At 71.9% G+C, this 14,114-nt stretch carries 15 protein-coding genes; 10 read left to right on the top strand and 5 right to left on the bottom strand.

Annotated elements, in window-relative coordinates:
- Positions 1-67 precede the first annotated feature (67 nt).
- Positions 68-514 carry a carboxymuconolactone decarboxylase family protein gene (locus HNR07_RS14885; protein ID WP_184365512.1) on the top strand — a complete coding sequence of 149 codons (447 nt, stop codon included), beginning with the start codon at positions 68-70 and terminating at the stop codon, positions 512-514.
- Here HNR07_RS14885 and HNR07_RS14880 read toward each other — a convergent pair.
- The 3 genes from HNR07_RS14880 to HNR07_RS14870 all read right to left on the bottom strand — a co-directional run bounded on the left by HNR07_RS14880 (position 483) and on the right by HNR07_RS14870 (position 3,552).
- Entirely contained in the window at positions 483-1,706 is a 1,224-nt protein-coding gene (locus HNR07_RS14880; protein ID WP_246420313.1) for a hypothetical protein, read from the bottom strand. The two genes, HNR07_RS14885 and HNR07_RS14880, sit on opposite strands and share 32 nt — an antisense overlap.
- Positions 1,703-2,821, bottom strand: coding sequence for a hypothetical protein (locus HNR07_RS14875; RefSeq protein ID WP_184365511.1), 1,119 nt, complete (start codon positions 2,819-2,821; stop codon positions 1,703-1,705). The genes HNR07_RS14880 and HNR07_RS14875 overlap by 4 nt, the downstream gene beginning before the upstream one ends.
- 173 nt (positions 2,822-2,994) lie before the next feature.
- A complete protein-coding gene (locus HNR07_RS14870; protein ID WP_184365510.1) occupies positions 2,995-3,552 on the bottom strand; it encodes a DUF7144 family membrane protein in 558 nt (185 codons plus the stop codon).
- A 207-nt stretch (positions 3,553-3,759) separates the two neighbouring features.
- On the opposite strand from HNR07_RS14870, the gene HNR07_RS14865 reads away from it, so the two are divergent.
- The 8 genes from HNR07_RS14865 to HNR07_RS14830 all read left to right on the top strand — a co-directional run bounded on the left by HNR07_RS14865 (position 3,760) and on the right by HNR07_RS14830 (position 10,956).
- Positions 3,760-4,305 carry a winged helix-turn-helix domain-containing protein gene (locus tag HNR07_RS14865; protein ID WP_184365509.1) on the top strand — a complete coding sequence of 182 codons (546 nt, stop codon included), beginning with the start codon at positions 3,760-3,762 and terminating at the stop codon, positions 4,303-4,305.
- Positions 4,306-4,334: 29 nt separating this feature from the next.
- Positions 4,335-5,423, top strand: coding sequence for a serine hydrolase domain-containing protein (locus HNR07_RS14860; protein ID WP_184365508.1), 1,089 nt, complete (start codon positions 4,335-4,337; stop codon positions 5,421-5,423).
- Complete coding sequence (locus HNR07_RS14855; protein ID WP_184365507.1) at positions 5,420-5,797, top strand: hypothetical protein; 378 nt, start codon at positions 5,420-5,422, stop codon at positions 5,795-5,797. The genes HNR07_RS14860 and HNR07_RS14855 overlap by 4 nt, the downstream gene beginning before the upstream one ends.
- A 362-nt stretch (positions 5,798-6,159) precedes the next feature.
- A complete protein-coding gene (locus HNR07_RS14850) occupies positions 6,160-8,064 on the top strand; it encodes a sensor histidine kinase (protein ID WP_184365506.1) in 1,905 nt (634 codons plus the stop codon).
- A gap of 82 nt (positions 8,065-8,146) precedes the next feature.
- Positions 8,147-8,566 (top strand): roadblock/LC7 domain-containing protein, encoded by a 420-nt coding sequence (locus HNR07_RS14845; protein ID WP_184365505.1) that lies wholly within the window; start codon positions 8,147-8,149, stop codon positions 8,564-8,566.
- A complete protein-coding gene (locus HNR07_RS14840) occupies positions 8,563-8,985 on the top strand; it encodes a DUF742 domain-containing protein (RefSeq protein WP_184365504.1) in 423 nt (140 codons plus the stop codon). The genes HNR07_RS14845 and HNR07_RS14840 overlap by 4 nt, the downstream gene beginning before the upstream one ends.
- Positions 8,966-9,643: a GTP-binding protein gene (locus HNR07_RS14835; RefSeq protein WP_376769923.1), complete on the top strand. Its 678-nt coding sequence runs from the start codon at positions 8,966-8,968 to the stop codon at positions 9,641-9,643. Before HNR07_RS14840 ends, HNR07_RS14835 begins: the two co-directional genes overlap by 20 nt.
- Complete coding sequence (locus HNR07_RS14830) at positions 9,640-10,956, top strand: cytochrome P450 (RefSeq protein ID WP_184365503.1); 1,317 nt, start codon at positions 9,640-9,642, stop codon at positions 10,954-10,956. Before HNR07_RS14835 ends, HNR07_RS14830 begins: the two co-directional genes overlap by 4 nt.
- 48 nt (positions 10,957-11,004) lie before the next feature.
- Here HNR07_RS14830 and HNR07_RS14825 read toward each other — a convergent pair whose 3' ends face one another.
- Positions 11,005-12,246, bottom strand: a complete 1,242-nt coding sequence (locus HNR07_RS14825) for a cytochrome P450 (RefSeq protein WP_184372042.1) — start codon at positions 12,244-12,246, stop codon at positions 11,005-11,007.
- 449 nt (positions 12,247-12,695) lie between these two features.
- On the opposite strand from HNR07_RS14825, the gene HNR07_RS14820 reads away from it, so the two are divergent.
- The gene (locus HNR07_RS14820; RefSeq protein ID WP_184365502.1) at positions 12,696-13,616 is read left to right on the top strand and encodes a MerR family transcriptional regulator; all 921 of its coding nucleotides are present in this window, start codon (positions 12,696-12,698) and stop codon (positions 13,614-13,616) included.
- On the opposite strand, the gene HNR07_RS14815 is transcribed toward HNR07_RS14820, so the two are convergent.
- On the bottom strand, positions 13,613-13,954 hold the full coding sequence (locus HNR07_RS14815; protein ID WP_184365501.1) for a UBP-type zinc finger domain-containing protein: 342 nt from the start codon (positions 13,952-13,954) through the stop codon (positions 13,613-13,615). The genes HNR07_RS14820 and HNR07_RS14815 overlap by 4 nt on opposite strands.
- Positions 13,955-14,114: the final 160 nt, after the last annotated feature.

Raw genomic sequence — 14,114 nt, 5'->3', positions numbered from 1 at the left:
TCGCCGCGGGGGAGCGGTCAGTAGTGTCTGATCCGACACTGCGTTCGATGACGAGGGGACGGCTCTCATGGCCGAAAAGCGCGTTGTATGGGCGAAGAAGCTGCCGGAGGTCTACAAGAAGCTCGACGAGATCGACCTCATCCTCGCTGATCACCTGGACGTTCAGCTGCTGGAACTGATCAAACTCCGCGCCTCCGTGCTCAACGGCTGCGCGTTCTGCGTGGACCTGCATACCCACAAGGCCCTGAAGGAGGGCGAGTCCCAGCAGCGGCTCTTCCTGGTCTCCACCTGGTACGAGGCCGGTGACCGGTTCACCGAGCGCGAGCGGGCAGCCCTCGCCCTGACCGACGAGATGACCGAGCTGGGCGGTACCGGGGTGTCCGACGCGGCCTACGAGGAGGCCGCCGAGCACTTCGACGAGACGGAGCTGGCCGCGCTGATGTCGGCCATCGCCATGATCAACCTCTACAACCGTCTCGCCGTCACCAGCCAGCTGCACCCCAAGGAGCGCTAACCACCCGCTCCTGCCCGGCCCGCGCCGGCGGCCGGAACCGGCCACCGGCGCGGGCCGGGTTGCGCCGGACGTGGTTCGGGTGGTCGGGGCTCGGGGTCAGTGCGCGCGGGCGCGGGTTCTGGTGCCGTAGCCGAAGGCTGACCAGAGGAGGTCGGACAGGTCCTGGCTGGTACCGGGGCTGTTCAGGACCTGGGGTACCACCGTGCGCAGGCCCCCGGGGGGCCAGGGTCTCCATCGCCTTGCGCGCCGGGGGCGAGACATCGCTGAGCGCCTCCTCCGGGAGCGGGGCCCAGGCGGCCACGGCGGTGGCGGTCAGCCATAGTTCGTGCAGCAGTCCGTAGCCGAGCGCACCCTCCAACCGTCGACCGGGCGCGCTGGACAGCCAGCCGTCCAGTTCCCGGACCAGGTCGGCGTGGGGCACACCCGTATCGGCCAGGGCCGTGCGCACGTGGGAGCGGTGGCCGGAGTGTCTGCGCCGGTCGGCGTCCCACACGGCCGCCGAGGCGCGTGCCCGGCGCCAGCTGACGAAGGGCACCAGGGACGGGGCGCGCAGGACGCGGGTGTCGGGCGGGGGGTCGGTCCTGCTCCGCAGCAGGACCGAACGGCGCACCCCCATCCGGTGGCCGTTGCCGACCAGACTGAGATCGCCGTCGTGTTCCACCAGGTTGGGCACGGTGACCAGCGCCGCGCGTCCGGTGCGTTCCAGGAAGCGGGCCAGAGCCTCGTCGTCGGGCTCCTCCTCCCGGCCCTCGGGGCTCACGGCGGCCACCAGTTCGCTGGCCGTGGCGGCGGGCAGCAGGATCCCGACCGTGGGCACGTACTGGTCCACGCACTCGGCCAGCCCGTACCCGCCGAGAGCCGCCCACCGGGCCATCGTCGCTGTCGCCGACCCCCACTCGCAGAACAGGCTCACCGGCTCCGCCGGATGGGCGCCGACCAGCGCGGTGAGCGCCTCGACCAGGCCCGGCCGGGGTTCGGCGTCGTCCTGCAGGACCAGGTGGTGGGTGGCCCAGGCGGGGACGGCGGCCCAGGCGGCCAGCGAGGTGCGCAGGGTGGACGGCGGCCCCTCGGGGTAGGGGTCCACGACCACCGCCGGTGCGAGTTCGGGCAGGGATTCGGCCAGGCGGCGGGCGGCCTCGGCCCGGCGCGGGTGGGTCATCACCGCGCAGGAGATCCGCACGCTCGCGCTCACAGGGCCTCCTTCGGGGCGGGGCAGTGTTCGGCCCCGTGCTCCAGAGCGGCCAGGGTCAGCCCGACCACCTCCGACCGGTGCTCCTCCAGGGCCGTGACGTCCACGCGGGTGCGCAGGGCTCCGGGCACCAGCGTGGCCAGCGCCCGTTCCACCGCGGGCTCGCCCAACCGCGCGCGCAACCCGCCGACCACCCCCGGCCAGCGGCCCTCCAGGACGGCCCCGTTGGCCACCGCCGTGTGCCACACCGAGGTCAGGTGCGGTTGCGGCAGCAGGGTCCGCAACGAATCCGCTCCGGGGCGGGCCGTCAGCGCGGCGGTCAGCCCCGAGGCCAGCCCCGCCTCGTGGGCGCCCCAGGACACCAGGCCCCGGGCCAGCGGCAGGTGTGCCCCGGGTACGTCGTTGTCCAGGTCGATCAGGGAGGGCACCCCGGTGGTCCAGTTCAGGTGGGGGAGGGGCCGGGGCGGTTCCAGCACCGAGGTTTCGGGCGCCGCCACTGCTTCGGAGGCGAAGCACGCCGAGAGCCGTGCCCCGTGCCCGGCGTTGCCGACCAGGCTGGGCAGTTCCTCGTGTTCCACCGGGTTGGGCACGGCGACCAGCGCGGACACCCCGGCGCGTCGGACGAACCGCAGTACCTCCCGGTCGTCGGGCTCGGCCGTGCGCCCCTCCTCGGCCAGGAAGCGGCCCAGTGCCACGGACAGCTCCGAGGGCAGTGCCAGGGCCACCGTGGGCACGTAGGGGTTGACCACCGGGACCGCTCCGGCCCCGGTGAACACCGCCCAGCGGGCCAGGGTGGCGGTGCGCGAACCCCACTCGACGAAGAAGGAGACCGCCGCCTCCGGGTGGGAGCCCAGGTAACGCTGAACGGTCCGCGCGAAACCCTCGGCCGGTCGTGCGTCGTCCTGCAGGACCAGGTGGTGCGTGGTGTCGTACCGGGCGGCCGAGCCGAAGGCCACGGCCGCGCTGCGCAGAGCGGTGGGCGGGCCGTCCGGTTCGGGGTCCAGGGCCAGCCCCGCCAGGGGGAGGCCGGTGCGTTCGGCGACCCGTCCGGCCGAGTCGGAGCGGGAGGGGTGGGACATCACGGAGGCGGACACACGGATGCTCTGGGGGGCGTGCATGTTTCCGATCCTAAGCTCTTGTTCCCCACAGAACCGGTTGTCCACAGGCATGGGCCGGTGGGCCGAGAGCTCTCGGGCCCGGGCCGGTGCCCCGCCGCCCAGCGGGGCCGGACACACGAGCGCCCCCGTCCCGTCGACGCGGGCCGGGGGCGCTCGGAGGCGCCCGGCGGGGATCAGCTGGTGGGCTGCTGGCGCTGCCCGGAACCGGAGCCCTGGCCCCGGCCCTGCGCGGTCCCTTGTTCCGGGGACGCGGTCGGACGGGGCGCGGCGGTGGGCTTCTCGTGGGCGGCCTGGTAGCCGGCGCGGTAACTCGACCGGTGGCTGGATTCCCGGGAGCCCTCGGGGTCCTCACCGCGGATCGCGGCGGGCCAGCCCGCGGTGAGGCCGTAGATGACCAGGACGTCGATCGCGATGACCACCACCGACCACAGCGGCATGGCGATGAGGAAGGCCAGCTGGGCGATGGCGTTCATGGCGGCCAGGACGACGGCGAAGATCCGGGCCCAGGTGCTGCCGGACAGGATCGCCAGACCGGCGACGACCAGCACCACCCCCCACAAGCCGAGCAGGATCCCCCAGGCGCCGTATTCCAGGACGAGCATCTGGGCCTCGCCGGCGATGTAGAAATCGGGGGTGAACATCGCCGCCAGACCCTGGATCACGTTGATCGCGCCGGTGACGACGAGCAGCGTGGAGACGAAGTACTGCCAACCGTTGGGCTGTGTCTGCATGGGTGCTCCTCTACCGGCCACCCAGTAGACCGACAGGTCTGACAGGGGTGACCTCTCGGGTGTCTCGAGCAGGCGGGTCCGTACGCCGCATCTTCATCATCGGGCACGTGACGTAAGGGGCACGGCAGCGGTTCACCCGGATCCGGCAAAGCCCGGTCGTGTGCTCCCGGCGATTGAATATCTGTTTTTACGTAACAACGTAGAATCGTGTATCGTGGTCCCGTGCCAGAACCAACGCCCGAACGAGCCACCGCTGAACGCCTCGCCGACCTGGAGGCCCGGGTCGCCGAACTGGAACAGCGCGCCCGGTCGGCCGCCGCCCCCGCCGAGGCCGCCGAGACCGCCTACAGGGATCGCTTCTTCGCCCTGGAGGCGCTCAGGGAGCGCGTCCCCGAGGACGGCATGGTGGTCTATGCCGGTGTCGTCCCCGTCGAGGGCGGCGAACCGCTCCAGTGGCAGTACGGCAGGACCGTCGGCGACATCGAGGGTCTCGACTGGTCCTCCCTGGCCGGGAACCTCGACGCCCTGGGTCACCCCGTCCGCCTCAGCCTCCTCCAGGCCGTCCACGCCGGCACCGCCACCGTCGCCGAACTCAAGGAACGCGCGGAGTTCGGCACCAGCGGTCAGATCTACCACCACATCAACCTGCTGGTCGCGGCGGGTTGGCTGGTCAACCTCAGACGCGGCCACTACGTCATCCCCCCGGAACGGCTGGTCCCCCTGATGGTGGTGCTCACCGCGGCGAAGGGCTGAGCCCAGGGGCGGGACGAGGAGAGGAAACCATGCCCAGCAGCACGCGGGTCACCAACACCCGGGCCAGGGTGAGCGCCGCCGTCGCGGCCGTCGCCGTCCTGGCCGCCGGGTTCGTCCTGCGACCGCAGCCCCCGACCCTGTCCCCGGACACCACCGGCGACGCCGGACTGGCCGAACGCGCACGTCCCCTGCTGGAGGAGGCGCCGCGGGCCACCGCCGCCGTCGTGGAGGTCGACGACGGGCTGATCCGCGCTGCCTACTTCGGCTCGGACGAGACCACCCGCTACGAGATCGGTTCGGTCTCCAAGAGCCTGACCGGGCTGCTGCTGGCCGACGCCGTCGAGCGCGGGGAGGTCACCGAGGACACCGAACTCGGCTCCCTGCTGGACCTGGGGGAGGCGCCCGCCGCCTCGGTCACCCTGGCGGAGCTGTCCGGGCACCAGTCCGGTCTGCCCAGCAACCCGCCCGGAGCGCTGGACCGGATCGCCCAGGCCGTCAACCACACGCGCAACCGGCAGCCCTACACCGCCCAGGACGTCGACGCCCTGGTCGGGATGGTCGCCGACGCCGAACTCTCCGGCCGGGGCGAGCACTCCTACTCCAACCTCGGCGCCGCCGCCCTCGGCCAGGCCCTGGCCGTCGCGGCCGGCACCGACTACCCCACCCTCGTCCGGGAACGGATCCTGGACCCCCTGGACATGAACGACAGCCTCGTCCCCGCCACCCCCGAGGACGTGCCCCCGCAAGCCGCCACCGGGCACGCCAACAACGGCCGCCCGTTCGCCCCCGTGGCCGACGCCGTCTGGGCGCCCTCGGGCGGGGTGTACTCCACCGGCGCGGACATGGGGCTCCTCGCCCTGGCCCTGCTGACCGGCGAGGTCCCCGGAGCGGCGGCCATGGAACCGCGCTGGGAGGACGAGGCCGGAGACGGCGTCGGGCTGGGCTGGTACGTCACCGACCACGACGGCACCGAGGTGACCTGGCACAACGGCATCACCGGCGGTTTCTACACCATCCTGGCCCTGGACCGCGAGGGCGAGCGCGCCGTGGTCATCCTGTCGGACACCCCCGCCGGCACGTACTCGGCCGCCGTCGACCTCCTGCTGGAGGAGGCGTGACCGACCTGTTGCTTCCGGCCCTCAGCTGGGCGGTGCTGACCCTGTTCGCGGCGTCCCAGTCCTGGGAGCTGCTCCGGGACGGGCGCGGCGCCGAGAAACCGCGCGCCTTCCCCGACCGCTGGGGTCTGTTCGGCAGAGGCGCCCTGGTGGCCTTGTTCACCGTGATCCCGCTGTACTTCAACCAGTGGTTGGTGGTCCCGGCGGCCCTGTGGTGGGTCAACGTCGCCGTGCTCGCGGTGACCTTCGCCGTCGGTGCGGCCCGCTGGCACACCCTGCCCCGGAGCGCGGCGGACGAGGGCGCGCGCGGCCGCAGGCGCCGGGCCCTGTTCACCTCGGCCCTGACCGTCTCCTTCGTTCTCTTTTTGGCACTCTGAGTCCTGCTGAGACGGCCGCGGCGGGAGTGCTGTTCGAGGTCGCCCCGTGGCCCGGTCCCTCTTTCCCTCGACTCCGAAAGCCGCAAAGGGTCATCAATGTCCCCGTTCGGCAAAAACTGCCAATAGCTAAATATCATTTCAAAGCGGACTTCGGGCGAGGCGTTTCGCGGGTTTTCGTGCTGGCAGCAGCCCTTCGTTGCGAGAAAGTACCCGTTTCTCTCGGGCGTGGACTAACGTAAAATCCACCCGCCCCGGAAAATCCCGCCGCCGGGATGACCGGGTGCTCTCCCCTGCCCGTGAAACGGCGGGGGAGGTGTCAAACGGCTCCTCCATCCGCACGAAACGCCGCGAGGAATCCATTCATGGCAGTACACCTGTCCGACCGGAAACGGCCTCTTCCGCGCCCCGGCCAACAGGCACTCGTCGCTCTCCTGGTCACCTCCGCCCTGGTCGCCCCGGCCTGGTCCTGGACGGTGATCGAGAGCCCCGAGCCCGCCCGCCCGGTCATCGCCCTGGTCGGCGGTGTGGTCGGACTGCTGCTGTGCGCGGCCGTGGCCACCGCCGTCTACCAGGCGGCCGTCGCGCGTATCGCCCGCGCCCACAGCACCAGGGTCAGCGGCGGCGCCCGGACCCTGGAGGAGGAGGCGGGGTGGGTCGTGGACGCGCTCCTGCCCGCCCTCGCCCACGCCGCCCGTGAGGGGAACCCGGTGAAGACCGTGCTCTCCGAACACCCCCGCCCCACCCACCCCACGGTCGACCGGCTCGCCCACGCGGTCGCCACCCAGGTCGCCGATGCCGAACAGCGCTCCGCCGAGGACCGGGCGGCGCGCACGGAGATCGAGAACGAGGTCATCGATCTGGCGAACGCCGCCCTGCCGCTGATCGTGCACCGGGTGCGCCAGGACCGCACCATCGCCGTCGAGGTACTCAACCAGGAGTTCCAGAATGTCCACCCGCCCGTCGCCCACCTGCGCCGACGCGTGCTGGAGGAAATCCTGGCCGGGGAGCGCCGCTGCGCCACCGCGCTGGTCTCGGCGGCCAACTCCGGCGGGCGCATCCAGGCCCACCTGACCACCCTGCTCGCTCAGCTGCGCACCCTGGAGGAGCGGTACGGCGACCGGCCCGACATCTTCCACGACCTCCTGGCGGTGGACCACAACGTCGCCCGCACCGGCCGCCTCGCGGACGCGTTCGTCGTCCTCGCCCAGGGGCGCTCCGGGCGCCGCTGGACCCGCCCCATCGTCATGGAGAGCATCCTGCGCGGGGCGATGGGCCGTATCACCGCCTTCCGCCGCGTCCGCCTGCACTACACCAGCAAGGTGGCGGTGGTCGGCTACGCGGCCGAGGGGGTCATGCAGGCGCTCGCCGAGCTCATGGACAACGCCGCCAACTTCTCCGCCAACGGCACCGAGGTGCACGTCTACGTGCAGGAGGAGGACACCGGGGTCACCATCACGGTCGAGGACAGCGGGCTGGGCCTGCGTCACCGGGAACGCAGGATCGCCGAGAACCTCATCGCCGAGCCCCGCACCCTGGCCACCCTCCCCGGCACCCGGATGGGGTTGGCGGTCGTGGGCTGCCTGGCGGACAAGTACGGACTCACGGTGAGCTTCCGGCCCTCGGCCCGGGGCGGGATCGGGGTGGTCGTGCTCATCCCGCCCAACCTCATCACCGAACCCCGCATCCCCGAACGCCGTCCGCTCGCCGACGCCCCGCCCCCGGTCAGCGCGCCCGCGGACCCGGCGGAAGGCACCCCGGCGCGAGGGGTGCCGACGGCCCACACGCCGCCCAACGGCACGCCCCGTCCCGTACCCCGGGCCGCACCCCAGCCCGAGGTGCCGGCGGCCAGCGCGCCTTCGGTCGCGGACGCCCACAGCGGACCGAACCGGTCACTCCGGGCTCCGACCCACCAGGGTCCGGCCGCACCCGCTTCGACCAACCAGGGCCCGGCCGATCAGGAGCCGACCGAGAAGGGCACCGGCCGTCCGCCCCTGGCCCGGCGCGACGCCGCCCGCCCCGCTCCCGCCGCCGGCGACGCGGAGCGGCCCGCCCAGCCGGTCAACCTGCCCCAGCGCCGTCGCGGACACACCCTGGCCGAAGCGGTCCGGGAGAACCCCGAACAGCTCTTCCCGACCCGGCGCCGTTCCTTCGACCCCCGGGCGCGGAACGAGCTCCCCACCCGGTTCGCCGCCTTCCGTGACGCCGGAGACACCGACGGCTCACCCGAGGGGGACGGCCCGGACACCACCTGGGAGGACCGGCGTTGAGCACGGCCTCCACCACCATCAGGAAGGAGCAGGGCGTTCGCGCCCGGCCCTGAGCGGCCGGGTTCGCACGCCCGAACGATCGATGACGACCACGGACGCCGGCCTCGACTGGCTGTTGGAGAACCTACGGCACCGCACACCGGGCATCCGACACGTCCTGGTGCTGTCCAGGGACGGGCTCAAGATGTGCCACACCCGGGAGCTGGACATGGACCGGGCCGACCAGCTCGCCGCCATTTCCGCCGGGATCCAGAGCCTTTCCCTCAGCGCCTCCGCGGAGTTCGGTGACGCGACCGGATCGGGCCAGGCGATGCTGGAGTACGGCGGCGGGCTCCTGCTCATCGTCGGTGCGGGAGAGGGCGCGCACCTGGCCGTCATCGCCGACTACGAGGCCGATGTCGGCGTGGTGGCCCATCACATGAACGAACTGGTCGAGCAGATCGGGGCGCATCTGACGGCCGGGCCCCGCCGCAGGCCCCACGAGGTGGACCCGTCCCGATGAACACGGACCCCCTCCCCAGCGGTGGCCCCGGTACCGACCCCCGCGGTGGCGACTCCCTCAAGGCGGAGGCGCCGGACCGGCTGTACACGGTCACCGGGGGGCGCGGTGACGCCGACGACCCCGCCCTGGACGCCGTCGCCCTCGTCGTAGCCGAGTCCGAACCGGCCCCCGACATGCAGTCCGAGCACGCCGCCATCCTCCGGCTGTGCCGCCGGCCCGTCGCCGTGGTGGAGATCTCCGCGGAGCTCGGGCTCCCGGTGAGCGTCGTACGCATCCTCCTCGTCGACCTGCTGGACACCGGGGCGGTGACCGCCCGGCACCCGGTACCCGCCCCCTCCCGGCCCTCTTCCCCCCAGACCGGGCCACGGCACGACCCCGACACCCTGAAGCAGGTGCTCCTTGCCCTCCAACGCCTCTGAAGCCCCCGCCTCCGGAGTCCCATCCTCCGAAGTCCCAGCACAGGCGGCAGCCACCGCCCCCACGGCCACCGGACGGCTGCCCCTCGCCAGCACCGCGAGCAACGCGCTCAAGATCGTCATCGTCGGAGGTTTCGGCGTGGGCAAGACGACCATGGTCGGCTCGGTCAGCGAGATGCGCCCGCTGAGCACCGAGGAGGTCATGACACAGGCCAGCGCCGGAGTCGACGACCTCAGCGCGGTCCGGGACAAGCGCACCACCACGGCCGCGTTCGACTTCGGCCGGATCACCGTGGACGCCACCCGGGTCCTCTACCTCTTCGGCGCCCCCGGCCAGAAGCGCTTCTGGTTCCTGTGGGAACAGCTCTTCACCGGCAGCCTCGGCGCGGTCATCCTGGTGGACACCGCCCGGGTGGAGGAGTCCTGGTACGCCATCGACCGCTTGGAACACCACCGCACCCCGTTCATCGTCGCGGTCAACCGGTTCGCTCCGGGACCGAACCTGGACGAGGTGCGTACCGCCCTGGACCTGTCCGACGACGTCCCCCTGCTGGAGTGCGACGCCCGCCGCCGCGAGTCCAGCCGCGACGTACTCATCGCCCTCGTCCACCACCTGGCCAGGTACCGTCCGCCCGCGTCCGCACCGGAGAGGTCGTCGTGAACAACACCGTGGGAGACCCCGGGATACAGGGGGCGGCCGTCCCCCCGGTCCGGGGGCCCGTGCCCCTGTCCCCCGAGCACCAGCACGCCATGCGCTTCTACGGACCCGACATCGCCCGGGACCCGGTGCCGCTGTACGAGGAGATGCGCCGCCGCTTCGGTCCGGTCGCCCCCATCCTCCTGGACGGCGACATCCCCGCGTGGTTCGTGCTCGGCTACCGGGAACTGCACCACGTCACCGGCCGACCCGAGTGGTTCGCCCGGGACTGCCGCCGCTGGAACATGTGGGACCACATCGGCGAGGACTGGCCGCTCATGCCGTACGTGATGTGGACCCCCTCGGTGATGTTCGCCGAGGGCGCCGAACACCAGCGGCGGGCCGGAGCGATCGGCGACGCCCTCGACGCCACGGACCGCGCCGACCTGCGCGTGCTGTGCCAGCAGGTCGCCGACGGCCTCATCGACCAGTTCGCCGGGGACGGTGAGGCCGACCTGGTCAGCCAGTACGCCCACCACATCCCGGCGGGGGTGATCGCCCGGCTGTACGGCCTGCCCGCGCAGGAGGTCCCCGACATGGTCCGGGACATCCTCATCTCGCTGGACGTCACCGCCGACGCGGGCGCGGCCCACCAGCGGGTCCAGGAGCGGATGCGGCGGACCGTCGGTGAGCGGCGGGCCCACCCGCGCGACGACGTCCCCTCCCGGCTGCTCCTGCACCCGGCCGGGCTCACCGACGACGAGGTGGTCATCGACCTGCTGGTGATCATGTCGGCGGCCCAGGCGCCCACCGGGAACTGGATCGGCAACACGCTGCGGCTCATGCTGATGGACGACGACTTCTCCCTCTCCCTGCAGGGCGGCCGCAGCAGCTCGGGCGAGGCGCTGAACGAGGTGCTGTGGAAGAACACCCCCACCCAGAACTTCATCGGCCGGTGGGCGGTGCAGGCCTGTGAGCTGGGCGGGCGCCACATCAAGCGGGGCGACCTGCTGGTGCTGGGCCTGGCCGCGGCCAACTGCGACCCCCGGCTCAACACCGGTGACCTGGGCATCTACGGAACCAACCGGGCGCAGATGTCGTTCGGGCACGGGGAACACGGCTGTCCGTTCCCCGCGCCCGAGACGGCGGAGGTGATCGCCCGCACCGCCGTGGAGACCCTCCTCGACCGGTTGCCGGACGTGCGGATGGCGGTCCCCTCGGACCGGTTGCGGTGGCGGCCGTCGGTGTGGATGCGCGGACTGTACGAACTCCCCGCCCGGTTCAGCCCCATCGTCGGTCAGGGGCGCGGTATCGGCCCCGGGTGGCGGCTGGGTTAGCGGCAAGGGCCGGGCCGGCGGCGGACAGGGTCGTGGTGGCGGGCCCGGCTAACGGGCTCCGCGCTGCTGCGGGACCGGGGAGAACTCCAATGGCAGCTCGCGCAGCCCGCGGGTGAACAGGCCCTGTTCGACCAGCTCGGCGCCCTCGGCCAGCCGCAGGTCGGGCATGGCGTCGAGCAGGTCGTTCACCCCCACCCGCACCTCGGCCTCGGCCAGCAGCGCCCCCACGCAGAAGTGCCGCCCCAGGGCGAAGGAGAGGTGTTCGGCGGCGGCGGAGAACGACGTGGTCTCCGAGAGCTCCGAGCGGTACAGGTCGAAGGCCTCCGGCGCGTGGAAGCGGTCGGGGTCGCGGTTGGCCGATCCGATCAGGCAGGTGACGGTGGCCCCCGCGGGCACCGTGCCGCCGCCGATCTCCACGTCCCGGGCGGCCTGGCGCATGATCATCTGCACTGGCGGGGTCAGCCGCAGCGACTCGGCGAAGGCGCGGGGGATCAGGGAGCGGTCCTCCCGGACCGCCGCGAGCTGCTCGGGGTGCGTGATCAGGTTGGCGAACAGACTGGCCAGGGCCTTGTCCGTGGTCTCACCGCCGGCGGCCAGCAGGAGGCTGCAGAAGGCCTTGACCTCCTCGTCGGTCATCCGGGTGCCGTCGACCTCGGCCTGACAGAGCTTGGAGAGCAGGTCGTCTCCGGGGTTCTTTCGGCGTTCGGCGATGATCGGCAGCAGGTAGTCCGCGAACTCGTCCCGGGTCCGCAACCCGGCCTCGGTCACCCCGGGGTCCTGGCTGAGGTTGCCCAGGAAGGCGATGATCGCGCTGTACCAGTCGTGGAAGCGGTCGTGGTCGCCCTGGTCCAGGCCGAGCATGTCCACGATGACGTTGATCGGGAACCGGGTCGCGTACTCCGAGACCAGGTCGACCCGGCCCCGGTGGCGGAAGCCGTCGATCAGGGCGCGGCTGTTGCGCTCGATCACGGGCAGGAAGCGCTCCTGGAGCTCCCGGCCGCGGAAGGCGGGCGCGACCAGGGCCCGGCGGGTCGAGTGGTCGCGCCCGTCGAGTTGGAGGATGGTCCGCCCGTGGACCGGCTCCAGCTGCCACCCGTAGTTTTCCGTGGAGAAGGCGCCCTCCCGGTCCTGGAAGACCCGCCGCACGTCCTCGTACCGGGAGAGGACGTAGCTGGAGGTGGGCTCGTGCCAGAGCAGCGGGGAGTGTTCGCGGAGCAGGGAGTAGGCGCGGTAGGGGTCGGCGGCGAACTCGGGGGAGATCAGGTCCGGGGCCTTGCCGGTGCGGGTCACAGCGATCACGCTCCTGGTGGTTGACCGAGGGCCCACAGTAGGCAGGCGTGCGGCCGCAGACCAGTTCCGGAGGCTCATCGGGGCCGTATCCAGGCCGAAAGCGTGATACGTCCGGCTTTTCCTCCTCCGACGTGCTGTCCGCAGCCGGGGGATTCGGCCGACCGGGAGTGTGACGGATGGGGCCCGTGCCCCCACGCCCGTGTGTTCGACAGACTTGCGTTTCGGTTCGAGACGAGGGTTCGGCTCGCGGCGGTTCATCAGTGGCTGGGAACCCTCGGTCTGCCGTCGTGCGGATGCCCCAGCAGGAAACGACGGCCCTGCGGTCACTGCGGAGGAAGGGCACGTTCTCTGGCCTCGGCGCTGGGCGGTGTGTATGGATTTGCACCTTCCGTAACGGCATGTGGTCTGCTGGGCTTACATCCCGGTCCCTTGAGGAGAGGTCACTGCTCATGCGTTCGTCCTTCATGCCGCCCCGCCAGGTCAAGATCGGTGACGCGGCGGCCTTCATCGGCAGCACGCCACGGGCGATCCGTCACTACCACGAGATCGGCCTGCTCCCCGAGCCTGAGCGGGGGTGCGACGACCGCCGCCGCTACAGCTACGAGGACATGATCCGCCTGCTGTGGATTCGCAAGATGGCCGACGCGGGGATCGCCCTGGGCGATATCCGTGTCGCCCTTACCACTGGCACGACTTCCGCCAGCGCCGACAGCGGAGACGGTATCGCGGGCATCCTGGAGCGGTTGGAGGAAACCCTCGCCGAGCAGGAAGCGGAACTGAGGCGGCGACGGACCGCCGTGCAGCGGATGCGCACCGAAGGCAGCCGGACGGGCCTGCTCTCCGACTTCGTCACCGAACGCCTCAAGAGCCTGCCCGAGGGCTCCCTGCGTCAGGCGGACCTGGACAGTCTGCTGGTCACTGAGCGGATCTTCGGCCCGCTCGGCGCGGCCGTCCAGGCCACCCGCTTCGTCGCCCTGGCCACGCATCCCGCTCTGAGGGAGGACTCCGACCGCATCGACGACGCTGAGGAGGCCCTCGACGACAGCGTCGCCGTCGATGATCCACGGGTGGCTCAGGTGGCCGCCGAACGGCACGCCTTCGAAACCGCCCTGCAGGCCGTCATCGAGGAGTCCGGCCTGGGGAAGGACGACGATGCCCTCTTCGACGCCTGGGATACCCTGCACCCCGCACCTGCCGATGACGACGAGGCCGACCTCAGCTTCGGCAGGCGGGAGGCAGACTCCATGAGCGCGTTCGAAGCCATCGGCAAGATGCCCTACGACTTCTCTCCAGCCCGCCAACGCTGTATGGAACTGGCCGCGGAACTGTCCGCCCAGGACTCACCCGCCACCTGGAACACGGCCTACTAGTGGATGAGTTCCCGCCAGTTGGCCGGAACCCGGTCGGCGGGCGCTGGGACCGGTTGGTCCTGCGGGTGCGAGGTCGGCGCCGCCAGCTCGGGGCCCTGACCGGCCTGCTTGGTGCGGAAGTCGTAGAACCACTCCTCGCCAGGCTCGAAGCTCTGGATGATCGGGTGGCCGGTGGACTCGAAGTGGCGGCTGCCGTGCTGGGCGGGCGAGGAATCGCAGCAGCCCACGTGTCCGCAGGCCGCGCACCGGCGCAGGTGCACCCACCAGCCGTCGCCCGCGAGGCACTCCTGGCAGCCTTCCCCGCTGGGCGGAGCGGTCGGGTCGATCTCGTTGCTCATGGGCAGCACGCTACCCACCGGCTCCGTCCCCGGGAGGGAACCACGCCCGGGGCGACGTGCGGCTCTTGCGGTGCCCGGTGTCAACGGACGGGGTGACCGACCGGTAGCCTCGTCGCCGGTCGCACCGACCACCCTGGAAGACAACCTGGAAGGCACCCTT

It is taken from the genome of Nocardiopsis metallicus, assembly GCF_014201115.1.
Classification (GTDB): Bacteria; Actinomycetota; Actinomycetes; order Streptosporangiales; family Streptosporangiaceae; genus Nocardiopsis; species Nocardiopsis metallicus.
This window is presented reverse-complemented; position numbering and strand designations above follow the sequence as displayed.